This is a genomic window from Citrobacter europaeus (assembly GCF_037482245.1).
Taxonomy (GTDB): domain Bacteria; phylum Pseudomonadota; class Gammaproteobacteria; order Enterobacterales; family Enterobacteriaceae; genus Citrobacter; species Citrobacter europaeus.
The window spans coordinates 4968778-4988090 of record NZ_CP148084.1; the positions used below are offsets into that span (position 1 = coordinate 4968778).

A 19313-nucleotide genomic window follows, 5' to 3' on the forward strand; every position below is an offset into this window, starting at 1 on the left:
AGCAGGACGGGAAGACCCACGGTGTAAAACCGTTAGTTGCCGCCTTTCAGCAGGCGCATCATGTCTTCCTGTTTTTCTTCCTCTTCCTCTTCTTCCTCGTCATCGTAAGAAAGACCCAGCTTTTGCATCAGTTCATCGATGCGGTCCAGCTTGGCATCAACCCAGGTCTGATCTTCCGCGCTCAGGATTTCTCCTGCTTCAAGGCGCTCCAGCAGCGCATCCAGGCGCTCATCCGTTTCCAGTAAATCCAACTCAGCCTGTGGTGAAAGCATAGGTTTCTCACTCTTCGGTTTGTGCTGTTTGGTGACTTTTTCGGTCACGCCTAATGGAATGGGGTTTTTGCTGCCAATACGAGGATCTTTTTGCTTATTTTTGTTTCCGCCACCAGATGCGCCTTCGCTACCGGACGCACGGCTACCCGCCGCATGACCACGGTGTTTTTTCTGGCGCTTACGGTCGCGAGCTTCCTGGTTAATTTCTTCGCGTGTTTTACGACGCGCTTTTGCAGGACCTTTACCGCGTGGTGTAGAAGTTGGTTTCATCATGATTCGTCTTTGGCTGTATTTATTCAGTATATAATTGCGCCGGAATCTAGCAGAAATAAAGAAAAAAGGCGACAGAGTAATCTGTCGCCTTTTTTCCTGACTCTCAACCCTTACGGGCTCTACATTCCCTGTTGGCTATCAACACACCCTGTTTTTCCTTTAGCCTGAAACATTCCGTGTTGTTTCCATTTCCTTTTACTAACGTCTCCGGACGTTTGTCTTCCTGACAATCCTGTGTCTTCGCCTCCTGGCGCTCCTGACCCTCATCCTGAGTCGACTATCCTGTCAGCTTCCTCGCTATGGACACTACTTTACCGTTTTGGTTTAAACGTACAAGTAACCTGGGTAACAATTTCGGATTTTAAGAATAGCACCCTAATGTAACTCTATGATTTGTTTTAGTTCCGTCATTTTTTACTCTGTCATCTCGTATAGAAACTATCGGCAATGTCTCACAAAGTGCGAGGTTTTTACTTACACAGCCCACTCGTCGAAAAACCAGCCTTTTGCTGGGGTTCAGGTATAATCGCTGCAAAGCCCTGATTGATGGAGAGGACTGCTTTGACTAACTTGAATTATCAACAGACGCACTTTGTGATGAGTGCGCCTGATATTCGCCACCTACCTTCCGATACCGGAATAGAAGTGGCTTTTGCTGGCCGTTCCAACGCAGGCAAATCCAGTGCGCTAAATACCCTGACGAATCAAAAAGGTCTGGCGCGTACATCTAAAACGCCGGGTCGTACTCAGCTTATCAACCTGTTTGAAGTCGTTGACGGCAAACGCCTGGTCGATTTGCCAGGATACGGTTATGCCGAAGTTCCGGAAGAGATGAAGCGCAAATGGCAGCGCGCGCTGGCTGAATATCTGGAAAAACGACAGAGCCTGCAAGGTCTGGTGGTGCTTATGGATATTCGTCACCCGCTAAAAGATCTCGATCAACAGATGATCCTGTGGGCAGTTGAGAGCAACGTTCAGGTTCTGGTACTGCTGACTAAAGCAGATAAGTTGGCCAGCGGTGCGCGCAAAGCCCAGTTGAATATGGTGCGTGAAGCCGTACTGGCATTTAATGGTGATGTGCAGGTAGAAGCATTTTCATCACTGAAAAAGCTGGGTGTGGACAAACTACGGCAGAAGCTGGATAGCTGGTTTAGTGAACTGGCACCGGTTGAAGAGATACAGGACGGAGAATAACCCACCGTATTGCCGGATGGCGCCGCTGCGCGTCTTATCCGGCCTACAGATCTTTATTTTTGCTCTAAATAATTCGAGTTGCATAAAGGCGGCGACACAGCGAATCCCCAGGAGCTTACATCAGTAAGTGACTGGGGTGAGTGAGGAAGCCAACGCGTATGCAGCTTGAAGTATGACGAGCAAAATAAAAAACGCCCCAGTCATTACTGACTGGGGCGGCTAAAATATTCAGCCAAATCCGATTACGTGAAGTAAAAGGTCTGAAAGATAGAACATCTTACCTCTGTACCCTACGTGAATAACTTTACTCTTTTTTGAGCAGCTCAGAAAGCACTTTTTGTAATTTTTTTTCATTCCTTACATAGGGAATTCTAATGAACATCACAAAAAGTTCTATCTTATGTTGCTTAGTTACGAAAAAGGGGCGTTATTCAGTAAACCCTTAGTGCGCCTGATCCCAGTTTTCACCACTACCGACTTCCACCAGCAACGGCACGTCAATCTGGGTCTCATTTTCCATCAGTTGGTGGATCTTTTTAGAGACGCTTTCCAGGTCATCTTTATGCACTTCAAACACCAGTTCATCGTGTACCTGCATAATCATGCGCACGCGCGGGTGCTCGGTTTGCAGCCATCCATCCACCGCTATCATGGCGCGTTTGATAATGTCTGCGGCTGTACCCTGCATCGGGGCGTTAATTGCCGCACGCTCGGCACCTGCGCGACGAGCGCCATTACTGGATTTAATATCCGGTAAATAAAGACGACGCCCTTCCAGCGTCTCTACATAACCTTGCTCTTTCGCCTGCGCACGAGTTCGTTCCATATATTCCAGCACGCCAGGGTAGCGTTCAAAGTAGAGGTCCATGTACTTCTGCGCTTCTTTACGCGGAATATTCAACTGGCGCGCCAGACCAAAGGCACTCATCCCGTAGATCAGACCGAAGTTAATGGCTTTCGCGCTGCGGCGTTGTTCACTGGTCACGGAATCCAGCGGTAAGCCAAAAACTTCCGCCGCCGTTGCACGGTGAATATCTTTCCCTTCGGCAAACGCGGTAAGCAGGCCTTTATCACGTGAGAGATGCGCCATGATGCGCAATTCAATCTGCGAGTAGTCCGCAGAGACAATCACATAGTCTTCTGGCGCAATGAATGCCTGACGAATACGACGACCTTCGTCATTTCGTACCGGGATGTTCTGCAGATTTGGGTCCGTTGAAGACAAGCGCCCGGTAGCGGTAACCGCCTGATGATAGGAGGTGTGCACGCGCCCGGTTTTCTTGTTAATCATCAACGGAAGCTTGTCCGTATAGGTTGACTTCAGTTTTGCTAAGCCACGATATTCCAGGATGACTTTCGGCAACGGGTAATCCAGCGCGAGCTCTTCCAGTACCTCTTCCGACGTTGATGGCGCACCACCAGGGGTTTTCTTCAGCGGCTTAATACCCTGCTTTTCAAACAGGATAGTTTGAAGTTGCTTGGTGGAAGAGAGGTTAAACGCTTCTCCGGCGATCTCGTGTGCTTTTTGCTCCAGCTCGTTCAAACGCAGCGTCAGCTCTTCTGAATGCTTGTGCAGAACTGCCGGATCGATTTTCACACCGTTGCGCTCAACGCGAGACAAAACCGGCACCAGCGGCATATCGATATTTTCAAAGACGTTCAGCGGCCCTTTATGCTGCTGCAATTCCGGCCACATCTTCAGATGCAGCTGTAGCGTAACGTCGGCATCTTCCGCAGCGTAACGACCGGCTTCTTCCAGCGCTATCTGGTTAAAGGTCAGCTGGTTTTTGCCCTTTCCGGCGATCTCTTCAAAGGTGATGGTTTTATGTTTCAGCCAGCGGTCAGACAAGCTGTCCATATCGTGTCGGCCAGCGACGCTGTTCAGAATGTAGGATTCGAGCATGGTATCAAAGGTGATGCCGCGCAGCTCGATGCCATAGTTCGCCAGAATACCGCGATCGTACTTCAGGTTTTGCCCGACTTTGTGTGCGTTCTCATCTTCCAGCAGCGGCTTCAGCAGCGCCAGCGCGCGGTCACGAGCGATTTGATCGGGGGCGTCCAGGTAATCGTGGGCAACAGGAACATATGCAGCCACACCCGGTTCAATGGCAAAAGACAGGCCAACCAGATTCGCGGAGATGTTGTCCAGACTGTCAGTTTCAGTATCGAAAGCAAAAACAGGCGCTTTTTTTAGCTTCGCGATCCACTCTTCCAGCGTCGCTTCGTCCAGAATCGTCACATAGTTATCATACGAAAGAACCGTAGCCGGCTCTTCAGGCGTTTCATCGACAACGAGTGTTTCCTGTAGTTTTGCCGCCGGCTTCGTTCCTTTCGCCTGTGGCCATTTACCCGCTTCAACGTCGGTAACCCAACGTTTGAATTCATACTGTTTAAACAGGCCAAGCAGTTCTTCTGCTGCCGGTTGACGGACTTCCAGCTGCTCGCAGGTCAACTCCAGCTCAACATCCGTTTTGATAGTAGCCAATTGATAGGAGAGGTACGCCACCTCTTTATTCTGCTCAAGTTTGCCCGCCATGGTTTTCGCACCACGGAAAGTCAGCCCCGCTATTTTGTCTGACTCAGCATAGAGGGTATCCAGCCCACCCAGCCCCTGCAGCAGAGCCTGCGCGGTTTTTTCACCTACGCCTGGAACGCCAGGAATGTTATCTGAGGAGTCCCCCATCAGCGCCAGGAAATCGATGATCAGTTCCGGCGGGACGCCGTACTTATTCACCACTTCATCCGGGCCGAGGATCGTATTGGTCATGGTGTTGATCAGGGTGATATTCGGCGTCACTAACTGAGCCATATCTTTATCGCCAGTGCTAATCAGCACCGGACGACCCACCTTCTCTGCTTCCCGCGCCAGCGTACCGATAACATCGTCCGCCTCCACGCCTGATACGGCCAACAGTGGCAACCCCATCGCTTTTACCATCGCATGCAGGGGTTCAATCTGCGCTCGCAGATCGTCCGGCATAGGTGGGCGGTGCGACTTGTAGTGTTCGAATAACTCATCACGGAAGGTTTTACCCTTAGCGTCGAATACCACCGCTGCATGGGTCGGCTGATATTGCAGAATCAAGCTACGCAGCATGTTGAGCACGCCATACATCGCGCCAGTAGGCTCCCCTGCACTGTTAGTCAGCGGCGGGAACGCATGGTATGCGCGATAAAGGTAAGAGGAGCCATCTACAAGGATAAGGGGGTTTTCTGGGATCTGAACCATAATGTCCGTGCCTGTTTATCAGATTATGGGTAAAGGATGCCACAGACAGGATAAAAACATGAGTTTTTCGCCGCATTTGTCGAAAAACTTTTGCAGTTCTTCTGCTTTGCTCGCAAACACGGCTGTGGATAACTTTGTGAATAAATAATTTTCAGTTCTTTAAATATAGCAAGGCAATTAGTGCTTCATTGTATTTATGTATATTTTTCATAATCTTAATTTAGCGCGCAGCATTTTATTCCATTTTTCCAGCTTATATCCTGATGTGGATAGATATTCTCTTTTTTTCTATTCAGGGAAGAGCCATCATTTGGTTCGTTTTCTGATAAAATCAGCCCCTTGCGCCTCTTTAGCGCACTATCTATGGCTAACCTTTTGAATAATTTAATTATGACGAGAATACTCGCTGCGATAACGCTGTTGCTGAGTATCGTATTGACCATATTGGTCACGATTTTTTGTTCTGTGCCGATCATCCTTGCCGGAGTTGTGAAACTCCTTTTGCCCGTTCCTGTCGTCTGGCGCAAGGTTTCCGTGTTCTGTAATTTCATGATGTACTGCTGGTGTGAAGGTCTGGCGCTACTGCTACACCTCAATCCGCGACTGAAATGGGATGTCGAGGGACTGGAAGGTCTTAGCAAGAAAAACTGGTATCTGCTCATTTGTAACCATTACAGCTGGGCCGATATTGTTGTGCTTTGCGTTCTGTTCCGTAAACGCATCCCGATGAATAAATATTTCCTCAAGCAACAGCTGGCCTGGGTGCCCTTTATTGGCCTGGCCTGCTGGGCGCTGGACATGCCGTTCATGAAACGCTATTCGCGTGGCTATCTGCTCCGCCATCCGGAACGGCGCGGAAAAGATGTCGAAACAACACGTCGTTCCTGCGAGAAGTTTCGCGTACACCCGACAACCATTGTGAATTTTGTCGAAGGTTCACGCTTTACCAAAGAGAAACGCGAGCAAACCCGCTCTCCTTATCAAAACCTACTCCCACCCAAGGCAGCCGGTATTGCGATGGCATTGAACGTACTGGGTTCACAGTTCGATAAAATGTTGAACGTCACGTTGTGCTATCCGGAAAACAGTAGCCGACCGTTCTACGATATGTTGAGCGGTAAGCTAACGCGGATTGTCGTGCGGGTGAATCTGGAGCCAATTGATGAAGAGTTGCACGGTGATTACGTGAACGATAAAGGATTCAAGCGTCGGTTTCAGCTCTGGCTAAATACGCTATGGAGTGAGAAAGACGCGCAGCTCGACGCGATTAAAGCCTCAAATAAAAAAGCCGGTCAGTGACCGGCTTTTGCTTTTATTTCTGACCAACCAGGTATTTCACGGTATCCGCATACTGTTGTACAAAGATATCCATGCTGCTGGTATCCATGCCCTGCGGATTTACCTGATATTTGCCATTCACGAACATCGCCGGAACGCCCTGCAGCTGTAAATCAGCCGCTGCTTTTTCCTGCTGCGCCACGAGTGATTTCACTACGAAGCTGTTCCATGCCGCATCATAGTCTTCGCCTTTAATACCTGCGTCGACAAACACTTTACGGATATCAGCAACGGACTGAACGGTCTGAGTTTTCTGAACACCCTCAAACAGCGGAACAGTGACCTGATCTTCAACGCCCAGCGCCATAGCAACCGCCCATGCCTGCGTCAGATCTTTGCCCAAAGGCCCCAGAAACTCGACGTGATATTTGGTCATCTTGGTGCCTTCCGGCAGTTTTTTCTTCACGTTATCAGAGACGTGAAGCACTTCTTCAAACTGATAGCAGTGCGGGCAGTAGAAGGAGAAGAACTCCAACACTTGCGGTTCACCCGCAACTGGCTTTTCCAGAGTGATGTATTGTTTACCATCCTGGAACTGCGCTGCAGATGCGCTAAAAGCTAAGACCATACCAGCCAGCGCCAGCCATATTTTTTTCATGTTCAAGTTTCTCCGATTAATACATTGGCGTTAATTGTAAGGGGGGCTCTTGCAGAATTTTTGCCTGCTCAATAAAGGTCGCGGTCTGACGATGCCAGTAATCTTCCCCGGTTAACCATGGGAAGTTTTTTGGAAATGCAGGGTCAGCCCAACGTCGAATTAGCCAGGCAAGATAATAAACTAAACGCATAGCGCGTAAAGGTTCTATCAGTCCGATTTCAGAGATGTCGAACTCACTAAACTCTTCATATGCCTCGATAATGGTTTCAAGCTGCATACGTTGTTCAGCTTTATCGCCATTGAGGAGCATCCATAAATCCTGAACGGCTGGACCATTGCGGGCATCATCCAAATCGACAAACATCGGACCATCGCGCCACAGGATATTACCGGCATGACAATCACCGTGCAGGCGTAACGTGGCAAAACGTGTATGCCAGCGTTCGGTAACGACCGCGATAAGTGCATCTGTCGCCTTCAGGAAGGCCGCCTTTTGCCCTGATGGGATCAGCTGCGCGTGCTCAAAAAGTTTACGCGGCTCAGTCAGGTACTCTTCAAGACCTATCGTCGGGCGGAAGGCAAAATTATGCTTACCTCCGGTCTGATGCATACGCCCCAGATAGCGCCCCACCGCCTCCATTTGATCGATATTGTCGGCCTCAAACTGCCTTCCGCCGACGCTAGGGAAGATCGCATAATGAAAACCCTGATGGCTTAACAGCGTTTGGCCGCTGAATACCAGCGGAGCAGCTACCGGGACTTCATCGCTTACCAGTTCCAGAGCAAACTGGTGCTCTTCCTGGATCTGATCGACAGACCAACGTTCAGGGCGATAAAACTTAACGACAAAGCGTCGACGGTCTTCGTCCTGGAATTGATAGACACGGTTTTCATAGCTGTTAAGCGGGGTAAGCCCGGAGTCCACCCGGATCCCCTGCTCAAACAGTGCATCCATGATGGTATCCGGGTGTAGCGTCTGGAAATTAAAAGCGTTGTCGTTCATCCCATCATCCGGAAAATACTACGAATGATTCAGGATATCATTTCGCAGCGCTTTCGGTGGCGGCGATTACAAGCTTTTACTCTTTAATTACGCCACGTGCGCGGAGTAGTGCGGTTTTAAAATCTTCTTCATAATCTTTCTGAATACCTGGAATGGCCGCATCTTTCGCCGAGTCACGCATTTTCAGGTGATAGATCAGAATGTCATCAGTTAAATCCGCCAGTTCGCCGTCAAAACCTGACTCTTGCGCCAGTTTCTGTAAAAATTGCATCAGATTAAGATCCGGTTCCTTTTGCCAGGCAGGCTGGAGGAGTTCAATAACTTCATTCAGACGTTTACATTTCATGGTTGTGCTCCTTAGGCTCAATACAGATACGTTAGCAGGGTCAATCCCACATTAAAAGAGGCGATATCAGTGATTCTGGATAGTGCAATAACAGGGGTTGTGCTGGCTGGCGGTAAGGCCAGACGGATGGGTGGAACCGATAAAGGTCTGCTTGAACTGGACGGTAAACCTCTTTGGCGGCATGTGGCCGATACCCTCGCTTTGCAGGTCGAAACCGTGGTGGTTAACGCCAATCGCCACCGGGATATTTACCAGCAAAGCGGCCTGAAAGTTATCCCCGATTCATTGGCCGATTTCCCTGGCCCACTGGCCGGGATGCTATCGGTATTCCTGCAGCAAACGGGGGAGTGGTTTTTGTTCTGCCCGTGCGATATGCCCTATATTCCTCATGATCTGGTTACACGTTTGAAGGAACAGCGCAAAACCGCACCCGTTGTCTGGGTGCACGATGGGGAAAGAGATCACCCGACCATTGCGCTGATGCACCGCTCCATGCAGCCCTTGTTACAGGATTATCTTCAGTCCGGTGAAAGGCGCGTCATGGTCTTTATGCGCCAGGCTGGCGGTCATGCTGTGGATTTCAGCGATCGCAAAGATGCGTTCGTGAACGTGAATACCCCTGAAGAACTCGCAAAATGGCAGGACAAATCATGATCCCATTACTCGCTATAGCAGCATGGAGCGGAACGGGGAAAACCACGCTGCTCAAAAAATTAATCCCGGAGCTACGTGCCAGAGGTATTCGTCCCGGATTGATTAAGCATACCCATCACAATATGGATGTCGACACGCCCGGCAAAGATAGCTATGAGCTACGCAAAGCAGGTGCAGCGCAAACGCTGGTCGCCAGCCAACAACGTTGGGCGTTAATGGTAGAGACGCCGGAAGAGCCCGAACTGGATTTAGCGTACCTGGTAAGCAGGATGGATGCTTCAACGTTGGATATGGTGTTGGTTGAGGGTTTTAAGCATGAGCCTGTTGCTAAGATCGTGCTTTTTCGCGACGGTTGCGGGCACAGTCCGGAAGAATTGGCGATAGACGAATATGTTATCGCGGTTGCCAGTGATGTTCCGCTGGCGGTGGATGTTCCATTGTTAGATATCAACGATATACAGCAACTTACTGATTTTATTACGCAATGGGTAAGGCAGTAACTGTGGTATTGCCTGATGCGCTGCGCTTATCAGGCCTGCAAAATACTTTCAGTCCGGCGGGTTTCACTCCGTACAGACGCAAAAAAGCCCATCCGTCAGGATGGGCTTCTTCACTTGTTTGATGCCTGGCAGTTCCCTACTCTCGCATGGGGAGACCCCACACTACCATCGGCGCTACGGCGTTTCACTTCTGAGTTCGGCATGGGGTCAGGTGGGACCACCGCGCTACAGCCGCCAGGCAAATTCTTTGTGCTCTGTCCTGTGTCTTTTGGGCTGATACTGCGTTGGCTGCACTTACGAACGTCAGTCACATACCGATGTATGCTCCTTCCGTCGCTTCACTTGCCGCCTTGTCTCAGCGCAAAATCCTTCGGACTTACTAATCTGTAATCTAAGCTGAAAATCTTCTCAAATCCGCCAAAACATCTTCGGCGTTGTAAGGTTAAGCCTCACGGTTCATTAGTATCGGTTAGCTCAATGTATCGCTACACTTACACACCCGACCTATCAACGTCATAGTCTTTAACGTTCCTTCAGGAGACTTAAAGTCTCAGGGAGAACTCATCTCGGGGCAAGTTTCGTGCTTAGATGCTTTCAGCACTTATCTCTTCCGCATTTAGCTACCGGGCAATGCCATTGGCATGACAACCCGAACACCAGTGATGCGTCCACTCCGGTCCTCTCGTACTAGGAGCAGCCCCCCTCAATTCTCCAGCGCCCACGGCAGATAGGGACCGAACTGTCTCACGACGTTCTAAACCCAGCTCGCGTACCACTTTAAATGGCGAACAGCCATACCCTTGGGACCTACTTCAGCCCCAGGATGTGATGAGCCGACATCGAGGTGCCAAACACCGCCGTCGATATGAACTCTTGGGCGGTATCAGCCTGTTATCCCCGGAGTACCTTTTATCCGTTGAGCGATGGCCCTTCCATTCAGAACCACCGGATCACTAAGACCTGCTTTCGCACCTGCTCGAGCCGTCACTCTCGCAGTCAAGCTAGCTTATGCCTTTGCACTAACCTCCTGATGTCCGACCAGGATTAGCTAACCTTCGTGCTCCTCCGTTACTCTTTAGGAGGAGACCGCCCCAGTCAAACTACCCACCAGACACTGTCCGCAACCCGGGTAACGGGTCTACGTTAGAACACCAGCCATTAAAGGGTGGTATTTCAAGGTTGGCTCCACGCAGACTGGCGTCCACGCTTCAAAGCCTCCCACCTATCCTACACATCAAGGACCAGTGTTCAGTGTCAAGCTATAGTAAAGGTTCACGGGGTCTTTCCGTCTTGCCGCGGGTACACTGCATCTTCACAGCGAGTTCAATTTCACTGAGTCTCGGGTGGAGACAGCCTGGCCATCATTACGCCATTCGTGCAGGTCGGAACTTACCCGACAAGGAATTTCGCTACCTTAGGACCGTTATAGTTACGGCCGCCGTTTACCGGGGCTTCGATCAAGAGCTTCTCCTTACGGATAACCCCATCAATTAACCTTCCGGCACCGGGCAGGCGTCACACCGTATACGTCCACTTTCGTGTTTGCACAGTGCTGTGTTTTTAATAAACAGTTGCAGCCAGCTGGTATCTTCGACTGATTTCAGCTCCATGAGCAAGTCACTTCACCTACCATCAGCGTGCCTTCTCCCGAAGTTACGGCACCATTTTGCCTAGTTCCTTCACCCGAGTTCTCTCAAGCGCCTTGGTATTCTCTACCTGACCACCTGTGTCGGTTTGGGGTACGATTTCGTGTTACCTGATGCTTAGAGGCTTTTCCTGGAAGCAGGGCATTTGTTACTTCAGCACCGTAGTGCCTCGTCATCACACCTCAGCGTTAATAAGGTACCGGATTTACCTGGAACCTCCGCCTACATGCTTAAACCGGGACAACCGTCGCCCGGCTAACATAGCCTTCTCCGTCCCCCCTTCGCAGTAACACCAAGTACAGGAATATTAACCTGTTTCCCATCGACTACGCCTTTCGGCCTCGCCTTAGGGGTCGACTCACCCTGCCCCGATTAACGTTGGACAGGAACCCTTGGTCTTCCGGCGTGCGGGTTTTTCACCCGCATTATCGTTACTTATGTCAGCATTCGCACTTCTGATACCTCCAGCATGCCTCACGACACACCTTCAACGGCTTACAGAACGCTCCCCTACCCAACAACACATAGTGTCGCTGCCGCAGCTTCGGTGCATGGTTTAGCCCCGTTACATCTTCCGCGCAGGCCGACTCGACCAGTGAGCTATTACGCTTTCTTTAAATGATGGCTGCTTCTAAGCCAACATCCTGGCTGTCTGTGCCTTCCCACATCGTTTCCCACTTAACCATGACTTTGGGACCTTAGCTGGCGGTCTGGGTTGTTTCCCTCTTCACGACGGACGTTAGCACCCGCCGTGTGTCTCCCGTGATAACATTCTTCGGTATTCGCAGTTTGCATCGGGTTGGTAAGTCGGGATGACCCCCTAGCCGAAACAGTGCTCTACCCCCGAAGATGAATTCACGAGGCGCTACCTAAATAGCTTTCGGGGAGAACCAGCTATCTCCCGGTTTGATTGGCCTTTCACCCCCAGCCACAAGTCATCCGCTAATTTTTCAACATTAGTCGGTTCGGTCCTCCAGTTAGTGTTACCCAACCTTCAACCTGCCCATGGCTAGATCACCGGGTTTCGGGTCTATACCCTGCAACTTAACGCCCAGTTAAGACTCGGTTTCCCTTCGGCTCCCCTATTCGGTTAACCTTGCTACAGAATATAAGTCGCTGACCCATTATACAAAAGGTACGCAGTCACCCCATAAAGAGGCTCCCACTGCTTGTACGTACACGGTTTCAGGTTCTTTTTCACTCCCCTCGCCGGGGTTCTTTTCGCCTTTCCCTCACGGTACTGGTTCACTATCGGTCAGTCAGGAGTATTTAGCCTTGGAGGATGGTCCCCCCATATTCAGACAGGATACCACGTGTCCCGCCCTACTCTTCGAGTTCACAACATATGCACTTTTGTGTACGGGACTATCACCCTGTACCGTCGGACTTTCCAGACCGTTCCACTAACACACATGCTGATTCAGACTCTGGGCTGCTCCCCGTTCGCTCGCCGCTACTGGGGGAATCTCGGTTGATTTCTTTTCCTCGGGGTACTTAGATGTTTCAGTTCCCCCGGTTCGCTTCATTACGCTATGTATTCACGTAATGATAGTGTGACGGATCACACTGGGTTTCCCCATTCGGAAATCGCCGGTTATAACGGTTCATATCACCTTACCGACGCTTATCGCAGATTAGCACGTCCTTCATCGCCTCTGACTGCCAGGGCATCCACCGTGTACGCTTAGTCGCTTAACCTCACAACCCGAAGATGTTTCACTTCTGATTGCGAAAATTTGAGAGACTCGAACACACCATGTTTCATTTCTTATTACGGAGAAATGAAACAGTGTGTCGTTTCAATTTTCAGCTTGATCCAGATTTTTAAAGAGCAAAACTTCGCAGTGAACCTTTTCAGGTACACTCTGAAGTTTTCTTGTGTTGTTGCAGTAAGTAAAGGATGGTGGAGCTATGCGGGATCGAACCGCAGACCTCCTGCGTGCAAGGCAGGCGCTCTCCCAGCTGAGCTATAACCCCATCGTAAATACTTATCTCTGTACCCTAATTCGTTTCCGGGCAAGGCGCGGTGGTGCGAAGCATACTGAAGTATGCGAGCATCGCCGTAACACAGCACGGAGGCGAATTTGGTAGGCCTGAGTGGACTTGAACCACCGACCTCACCCTTATCAGGGGTGCGCTCTAACCACCTGAGCTACAAGCCTGCAGAGATTTTCTTACTGCTAATTTTCATCAGACAATCTGTGTGAGCACTACAAAGAACGTTTCTTTAAGGTAAGGAGGTGATCCAACCGCAGGTTCCCCTACGGTTACCTTGTTACGACTTCACCCCAGTCATGAATCACAAAGTGGTAAGCGCCCTCCCGAAGGTTAAGCTACCTACTTCTTTTGCAACCCACTCCCATGGTGTGACGGGCGGTGTGTACAAGGCCCGGGAACGTATTCACCGTGGCATTCTGATCCACGATTACTAGCGATTCCGACTTCATGGAGTCGAGTTGCAGACTCCAATCCGGACTACGACATACTTTATGAGGTCCGCTTGCTCTCGCGAGGTCGCTTCTCTTTGTATATGCCATTGTAGCACGTGTGTAGCCCTACTCGTAAGGGCCATGATGACTTGACGTCATCCCCACCTTCCTCCAGTTTATCACTGGCAGTCTCCTTTGAGTTCCCGGCCTAACCGCTGGCAACAAAGGATAAGGGTTGCGCTCGTTGCGGGACTTAACCCAACATTTCACAACACGAGCTGACGACAGCCATGCAGCACCTGTCTCAGAGTTCCCGAAGGCACCAAAGCATCTCTGCTAAGTTCTCTGGATGTCAAGAGTAGGTAAGGTTCTTCGCGTTGCATCGAATTAAACCACATGCTCCACCGCTTGTGCGGGCCCCCGTCAATTCATTTGAGTTTTAACCTTGCGGCCGTACTCCCCAGGCGGTCGACTTAACGCGTTAGCTCCGGAAGCCACGCCTCAAGGGCACAACCTCCAAGTCGACATCGTTTACGGCGTGGACTACCAGGGTATCTAATCCTGTTTGCTCCCCACGCTTTCGCACCTGAGCGTCAGTCTTTGTCCAGGGGGCCGCCTTCGCCACCGGTATTCCTCCAGATCTCTACGCATTTCACCGCTACACCTGGAATTCTACCCCCCTCTACAAGACTCTAGCCTGCCAGTTTCGGATGCAGTTCCCAGGTTGAGCCCGGGGATTTCACATCCGACTTGACAGACCGCCTGCGTGCGCTTTACGCCCAGTAATTCCGATTAACGCTTGCACCCTCCGTATTACCGCGGCTGCTGGCACGGAGTTAGCCGGTGCTTCTTCTGCGAGTAACGTCAATCACTAAGGTTATTAACCTTAATGCCTTCCTCCTCGCTGAAAGTACTTTACAACCCGAAGGCCTTCTTCATACACGCGGCATGGCTGCATCAGGCTTGCGCCCATTGTGCAATATTCCCCACTGCTGCCTCCCGTAGGAGTCTGGACCGTGTCTCAGTTCCAGTGTGGCTGGTCATCCTCTCAGACCAGCTAGGGATCGTCGCCTAGGTGAGCCGTTACCCCACCTACTAGCTAATCCCATCTGGGCACATCCGATGGCAAGAGGCCCGAAGGTCCCCCTCTTTGGTCTTGCGACGTTATGCGGTATTAGCTACCGTTTCCAGTAGTTATCCCCCTCCATCGGGCAGTTTCCCAGACATTACTCACCCGTCCGCCACTCGTCACCCAAGGAGCAAGCTCCTCTGTGCTACCGTTCGACTTGCATGTGTTAGGCCTGCCGCCAGCGTTCAATCTGAGCCATGATCAAACTCTTCAATTTAAGTTTGATGCTCGTGAATTAAACTTCGTAATGAATTACGTATGTTCACTCAGGAGACTTGGTATTCATTTTTCGTCTTGCGACGTTAAGAATCCGTATCTTCGAGTGCCCACACAGATTGTCTGATAAATTGTTAAAGAGCAGTGCCGCTTCGCTTTTTCTCAGCGGCGCGGGGTGTGCATATTACGCCATCCCGCTACGAAGTCAAGCATTTAATTTCGCTTTCTTCGCCGGAGTTCTCAGTGGAACCCCGCTGACCCGGCGGCTTGTAATCCGTTGTTCCGTGTCAGTGGAGGCGCATTATAGGGAGTTATTTCAGGCTGACAAGGGGAAATTTAAAATAATCTTCCGAGTGCGTATTTTTTATTCTTTACGCTTATTTTGACAACGTTTTGTTGGTTAATTGGGCGATTTCCCGCGCGAAACCTGCGACCTGTTCCCAATCGGTATACACCACTTCTTTATTCGTATCCGTTTCACCGCCAGACATCTTCATTATCAGTTGGATCATAACGCGGTCATACCAGCGATAGCGGGGATACAGCAAAGCGCCGGCAATAACCGCACTGCGATCTGGCCGCCACGGCGAACTCATCAGGAACTTACGCGCATAGCTGTTGGTTTGCGGCGTACGTTTTTCCGGTTTACGGGCAACAAGGTTTACTGAGTAGAACGCACTCGGCATCGCGTTCAGCCGCGTGGCATGCTTTTTCACAAACTCCTGAAAAGCAGCATGGTAATGGCCATAGCGAATCGAAGCGCCAATCACCACGCTGTCATAATTTTGCCAGTCAGGCTCCGCGGTACGATGCAAATTTACGACATCTGCCCAAACACCCAGCTCTTTGAGCTCAGAAGCCAGATACTCGGCGATTTCACGGGTTTGTCCGTCCCGGGAAGAAAAAAGAATCAGTGTTTTCACGTGTTACTCCATTATTCACGCCAGAAGGTAGGGGTAAAGAGTACCAGCAGAGTAAAGACCTCCAGACGACCAAACAGCATATTGGCAATCAGGATCCACTTCGCCACGGGGTTCATACTGGCAAAGTTGTCAGCGACAACGCCCAGCCCTGGCCCCAGGTTATTCAGCGTCGCCACAACGGAGGCAAACGCGGAGAAGTCATCAACACCGGTCGCAATAATCGCCAGCATACTGATAATAAAGACCAGCGCATAGGCAGAGAAGAATCCCCACACAGCTTCAAGGATTCGCTCCGGTAACGCACGGTTACCCAGTTTGATACTGTAAACCGCATTCGGGTGGACCAGTCGTTTCAATTCACGGTTACCCTGCTTAAACAGCAGCAGGATACGAATCACCTTCAAGCCACCGCCCGTCGACCCGGCACAGCCGCCGATAAAAGCAGAACACAGTAACAGCACCGGCAGGAACAGCGGCCAGCGGGCAATACTGTCCGTGGTAAATCCGGCGGTCGTCGCCATCGACACTACCTGGAAAAAGGCCTGGTTGATCGTCGTGAGCGCCGATCCATAGGTATTATGTATCCACAACACCAGCGTACAGATAACTACCAGCGTCAACTGCACACCAATGAACATGCGGAATTCCGGATCGCGCCAGTAGACCTTCAGACTACGCCCACTTAATAAAGAGAAGTGCAGGCCATAGTTACAACCGGAGATCAGCAAGAAGATAGCAATAATTGTGTTAATCGTGGGACTGTCGAAATACCCCACGCTGGCATCGTGTGTGGAAAAGCCGCCGATGGCAATTGTGGCAAAGCTATGACCAATGGCGTCAAACGCGGGCATCCCGGCAAACCATAGCGCCAGCGCGCACGCCACTGTCAGTAATACATAGATAAGCCACAGCGTTTTCGCCGTTTCGGCAATACGCGGGCGCATCTTATTATCTTTCAGCGGCCCGGGCATTTCTGCCCGATAGAGCTGCATACCACCCACGCCAAGAATAGGCAGGATAGCCACCGCCAGCACGATGATCCCCATCCCGCCGAACCATTGCAGCATCTGGCGATAAAAGAGAATCGCGTGTGGCAATGAATCAAGCCCCACCAGCGTCGTCGCACCCGTGGTGGTTAAACCGGAAAAGGATTCAAAAAAAGCGTCGGTTATCGTGAGGTTAGGACTTTCCGCAAAAATGAACGGTAGCGCACCCACGCTGCCCAGCACGGTCCAGAACAAGACGACAATCAGAAACCCTTCGCGCGACTTCAGCTCGCCCTTCTCTTTACGGTTTGGCCACCACAGCATAGAGCCGATAGCCAGAGCAACAAAGAAAGTTTGGGTAAATGCACGCCCTGCCCCATCACGGTAGATGAGCGCTACCAGTCCGGGGATGATCATTGTCCCCGAGAATAAGATGACCAGTAGTCCAACGATTCGGGTGATGGCGCGAAAATGCATCTCTGCCGCTTCCTTAGTTCTTTAAAATGAGGTGGGGATTATTCTTCAATCGCTAACAATTGCAATGAACCACGACTAAAATCCGCCAGTTTTGCCGAAAATTCATCCACTTTGGCATAAGGAAGCGCCACTCTGAGCCGAACAAAAGCCTGGTAATCACTGGCAACGACTTTACCGTCAAACAGCCCCAGCAAAGCTTCAATGCCTGCCAGCTGACCGTACTCACACTGCAAAGTATATTCGGTTAATGGCGTCTTGCGCTGTGTCGTTAACTGGCGCAGCGCCTGATTCACACCGCCACCGTAGGCTTTTACCAGACCACCCGTACCGAGAAGGATACCGCCGTAGTAACGCACCACCACCGCGGTAACCTCGCCGACGCCGCTCCCCATCAGCTGCGCGAGCATCGGTTTGCCTGCCGTACCCGCCGGTTCGCCATCGTCTGAAAACCCCAACTGCTGCGAGTCGTTGGGCGCACCCGCCACCCACGCCACACAATGGTGGCGGGCGTCAGGGTGTTCCGCTTTGACTGACTCAACAAACGCTTTTGCCGCTTCTACGCCGTCCGTATGGGCGAGCAACGTAATGAAGCGGCTTTTTTTGATCTCTTCAACGACGCTAACCGGCGCCGCAGGGATTAACCAACTGTCCATTACGCCAGTTTTAAATCCCGCGTCATGTTTTCGATATTGTTCTCGTGGACCACCACGTTGTCTTCAATACGAATACCGCCGAACGGTTTCAGGGCTTCAATTTTCTGCCAGTTGAAGTGTTTGCTGAATTGCCCTTCACGCCACGGTGCCAGCAGCGATTCAATAAAGTAGATACCCGGTTCGATGGTCAGAACCATGCCCGGTTGCAGAACACGGGTGCAGCGCAGGTAAGGATACTTCGACGGCGCGGCCAGATGAGTGCCGCTGTCGTCCTGCATAAAACCAGCGACATCGTGTACCTGCAGGCCCAGCGGGTGCCCGATACCGTGCGGCATAAACGGCCCGGTAAGGTCGTTTTCCACCATCGCCTCTTCACTCATATCGGTGATGATTTGATGCTTACGCAGCAACTTCGCGATGCGCTGATGAAACTGAATGTGATAATCCACGTAGCTGGTGCCTGCTTTCATGGTAGCAATCAGCGCCAGCTCTTCGTCGTTAACGTCTTTCACCAGATGCGCATAGTCGTTGTCGCTTTTCGCCGACCAGGTACGCGTCAGGTCTGCCGCATAGCCGTTGTATTCCGCTCCGGCATCCAGCAGGAAGCTGCGGATTTCAGACGGAGCCTGATGATCCAGCCTGGTGTAATGAAGTACCGAGGCATGCTCGTTAAGCGCCACGATGTTGCTGTACGGTACGTCGGTATCGCGGTGACCAGTCGCAGTCAGGTAAGCGAGGTTGATGTCAAACTCGCTCATCCCGGAACGAAACGCTTCTTCCGCGGCCCGGTGTCCATTCACCGCCATTTTCTGCGCTTCGCGCATACAGGCCAGCTCGTAATCCGTTTTATAGGCGCGGTAATAATGCAGGTAGTCGATCACCCCTTTCGGGTTGATGTTGCTGGCCGCGATGTCCAGTTGCAGCGCACGCTCCGGAACCGGGCCGATGTAACCGATATTGCCGCGAGCAGCAGGCAGTTGGCTACCGATACCATCCGCTTTTGGCAGCGCGATGATCTCAATTTCTTCCGTCCAGAAGGAGGTCGGCAGCGGCTCAACGTTGTGCCAGTAATCGACCGGCAGGTAGAACCACAGTTTCGGCTTGTTCACGCCATCCACCAGCAACCAGCAGTTAGGAACCTGCGTTACAGGCACCCAGGCTTTGAATTGCGGATTGACCTTAAACGGGTACGGATGATCGTCGAGAAAGACGTTAACAAGTTCGCCTGAGTGAATAAGTAACGCATCCAGCTTAAAGCGTTCCAGCGCGTCGCGCGTCCGTTCTTGTAAGGTAACGATATGATTTTTATAGAGTGCGGCCAGTGATTCCATTTTCTATCCTTCTGTTTTTTGACCTCAAGTCTCCGCATCTTAGCACATCGCTTTGTGAGTGCGTGATTTCTGCCGAGCGTGATCGAATCGTCATTTCTTTAATCATTCATTTGCAT

14 protein-coding genes, 2 tRNA genes, 3 rRNA genes and 1 pseudogene are annotated in these 19313 nt (G+C 51.0%); 4 read left to right on the top strand and 16 right to left on the bottom strand.

Annotated features, from left to right (window positions below):
• Positions 1-32: 32 nt before the first annotated feature.
• Together yihI and WHR59_RS23270 are read right to left on the bottom strand one after the other, a co-directional pair.
• Positions 33-542, bottom strand: coding sequence for a Der GTPase-activating protein YihI (gene yihI / locus WHR59_RS23265; RefSeq protein WP_240004100.1), 510 nt, complete (start codon positions 540-542; stop codon positions 33-35).
• 106 nt (positions 543-648) lie between these two features.
• Positions 649-897 (bottom strand): annotated as a pseudogene (locus WHR59_RS23270) (hypothetical protein).
• 209 nt (positions 898-1106) lie between these two features.
• Between WHR59_RS23270 and yihA the strand changes: the two are divergent.
• Entirely contained in the window at positions 1107-1739 is a 633-nt protein-coding gene (yihA, locus tag WHR59_RS23275; protein ID WP_072033416.1) for a ribosome biogenesis GTP-binding protein YihA/YsxC, read from the top strand.
• A 442-nt stretch (positions 1740-2181) separates the two neighbouring features.
• On the opposite strand, the gene polA is transcribed toward yihA, so the two are convergent.
• Positions 2182-4968 (bottom strand): DNA polymerase I, encoded by a 2787-nt coding sequence (polA, locus tag WHR59_RS23280; RefSeq protein WP_338843487.1) that lies wholly within the window; start codon positions 4966-4968, stop codon positions 2182-2184.
• A gap of 215 nt (positions 4969-5183) precedes the next feature.
• Complete coding sequence (locus WHR59_RS24540; RefSeq protein ID WP_223306705.1) at positions 5184-5519, bottom strand: hypothetical protein; 336 nt, start codon at positions 5517-5519, stop codon at positions 5184-5186.
• Between WHR59_RS24540 and WHR59_RS23285 the strand changes: the two genes are divergently transcribed.
• Positions 5413-6267, top strand: coding sequence for an acyltransferase (locus WHR59_RS23285; protein ID WP_223306690.1), 855 nt, complete (start codon positions 5413-5415; stop codon positions 6265-6267). The genes WHR59_RS24540 and WHR59_RS23285 overlap by 107 nt on opposite strands.
• A 13-nt stretch (positions 6268-6280) precedes the next feature.
• Here the strand turns inward: WHR59_RS23285 and dsbA are convergent, their stop codons facing one another.
• The 3 genes from dsbA to WHR59_RS23300 form a co-directional block, all read right to left on the bottom strand.
• Positions 6281-6904, bottom strand: a complete 624-nt coding sequence (gene dsbA / locus WHR59_RS23290; RefSeq protein ID WP_003028621.1) for a thiol:disulfide interchange protein DsbA — start codon at positions 6902-6904, stop codon at positions 6281-6283.
• 16 nt (positions 6905-6920) lie between these two features.
• Positions 6921-7907, bottom strand: coding sequence for a serine/threonine protein kinase (locus tag WHR59_RS23295; protein WP_043018868.1), 987 nt, complete (start codon positions 7905-7907; stop codon positions 6921-6923).
• A 76-nt stretch (positions 7908-7983) separates the two neighbouring features.
• Entirely contained in the window at positions 7984-8253 is a 270-nt protein-coding gene (locus WHR59_RS23300) for a YihD family protein (RefSeq protein WP_043018867.1), read from the bottom strand.
• Between the two features lie 126 nt (positions 8254-8379).
• Here WHR59_RS23300 and mobA point away from each other — a divergent pair, with 126 nt between their 5' ends.
• Both mobA and mobB read left to right on the top strand, forming a co-directional pair.
• Positions 8380-8907, top strand: coding sequence for a molybdenum cofactor guanylyltransferase MobA (mobA, locus tag WHR59_RS23305; protein WP_233592476.1), 528 nt, complete (start codon positions 8380-8382; stop codon positions 8905-8907).
• Positions 8889-9407: a molybdopterin-guanine dinucleotide biosynthesis protein MobB gene (gene mobB / locus WHR59_RS23310; RefSeq protein WP_101706118.1), complete on the top strand. Its 519-nt coding sequence runs from the start codon at positions 8889-8891 to the stop codon at positions 9405-9407. The genes mobA and mobB overlap by 19 nt, the downstream gene beginning before the upstream one ends.
• Before the next feature lie 123 nt (positions 9408-9530).
• Here mobB and rrf read toward each other — a convergent pair.
• From rrf to pepQ, 9 genes are all read right to left on the bottom strand, one after another.
• Positions 9531-9646, bottom strand: a 5S ribosomal RNA gene (gene rrf / locus WHR59_RS23315).
• Between the two features lie 199 nt (positions 9647-9845).
• Positions 9846-12751 (bottom strand): 23S ribosomal RNA (locus tag WHR59_RS23320).
• Positions 12752-12954: 203 nt separating this feature from the next.
• Positions 12955-13030, bottom strand: a tRNA-Ala gene (locus WHR59_RS23325).
• 108 nt (positions 13031-13138) lie between these two features.
• Positions 13139-13215 (bottom strand) — tRNA-Ile (locus WHR59_RS23330).
• Between the two features lie 71 nt (positions 13216-13286).
• Positions 13287-14828 (bottom strand): 16S ribosomal RNA (locus tag WHR59_RS23335).
• Together the 16S, 23S and 5S rRNA genes with 2 tRNA genes alongside form the textbook arrangement of a ribosomal RNA operon.
• 376 nt (positions 14829-15204) lie before the next feature.
• Positions 15205-15750: a menaquinone-dependent protoporphyrinogen IX dehydrogenase gene (gene hemG / locus WHR59_RS23340; protein ID WP_047407540.1), complete on the bottom strand. Its 546-nt coding sequence runs from the start codon at positions 15748-15750 to the stop codon at positions 15205-15207.
• Positions 15751-15761: 11 nt separating this feature from the next.
• Complete coding sequence (trkH, locus tag WHR59_RS23345; protein WP_047407543.1) at positions 15762-17213, bottom strand: Trk system potassium transporter TrkH; 1452 nt, start codon at positions 17211-17213, stop codon at positions 15762-15764.
• A gap of 38 nt (positions 17214-17251) precedes the next feature.
• Positions 17252-17866, bottom strand: a complete 615-nt coding sequence (locus WHR59_RS23350; protein ID WP_043019009.1) for an IMPACT family protein — start codon at positions 17864-17866, stop codon at positions 17252-17254.
• Complete coding sequence (gene pepQ, locus WHR59_RS23355) at positions 17866-19197, bottom strand: Xaa-Pro dipeptidase (RefSeq protein WP_043019008.1); 1332 nt, start codon at positions 19195-19197, stop codon at positions 17866-17868. Before pepQ ends, WHR59_RS23350 begins: the two co-directional genes overlap by 1 nt.
• Between the last annotated feature and the right edge of the window lie 116 nt (positions 19198-19313).

Coding starts and splice junctions, on each gene's coding strand:
- WHR59_RS23350 (WP_043019009.1), bottom strand. CDS start 17,866: ATGGACAGTTGGTTAATCCCTGCGGCGCCGGTTAGCGTCGTTGAAGAG.
- mobB (WP_101706118.1), top strand. CDS start 8,889: ATGGCAGGACAAATCATGATCCCATTACTCGCTATAGCAGCATGGAGC.
- WHR59_RS23300 (WP_043018867.1), bottom strand. CDS start 8,253: ATGAAATGTAAACGTCTGAATGAAGTTATTGAACTCCTCCAGCCTGCC.
- WHR59_RS24540 (WP_223306705.1), bottom strand. CDS start 5,519: ATGAAATTACAGAACACGGAAACCTTGCGCCAGACGACAGGAACGGGC.
- dsbA (WP_003028621.1), bottom strand. CDS start 6,904: ATGAAAAAAATATGGCTGGCGCTGGCTGGTATGGTCTTAGCTTTTAGC.
- polA (WP_338843487.1), bottom strand. CDS start 4,968: ATGGTTCAGATCCCAGAAAACCCCCTTATCCTTGTAGATGGCTCCTCT.
- trkH (WP_047407543.1), bottom strand. CDS start 17,213: ATGCATTTTCGCGCCATCACCCGAATCGTTGGACTACTGGTCATCTTA.
- mobA (WP_233592476.1), top strand. CDS start 8,380: ATGGGTGGAACCGATAAAGGTCTGCTTGAACTGGACGGTAAACCTCTT.
- WHR59_RS23295 (WP_043018868.1), bottom strand. CDS start 7,907: ATGAACGACAACGCTTTTAATTTCCAGACGCTACACCCGGATACCATC.
- yihI (WP_240004100.1), bottom strand. CDS start 542: ATGAAACCAACTTCTACACCACGCGGTAAAGGTCCTGCAAAAGCGCGT.
- pepQ (WP_043019008.1), bottom strand. CDS start 19,197: ATGGAATCACTGGCCGCACTCTATAAAAATCATATCGTTACCTTACAA.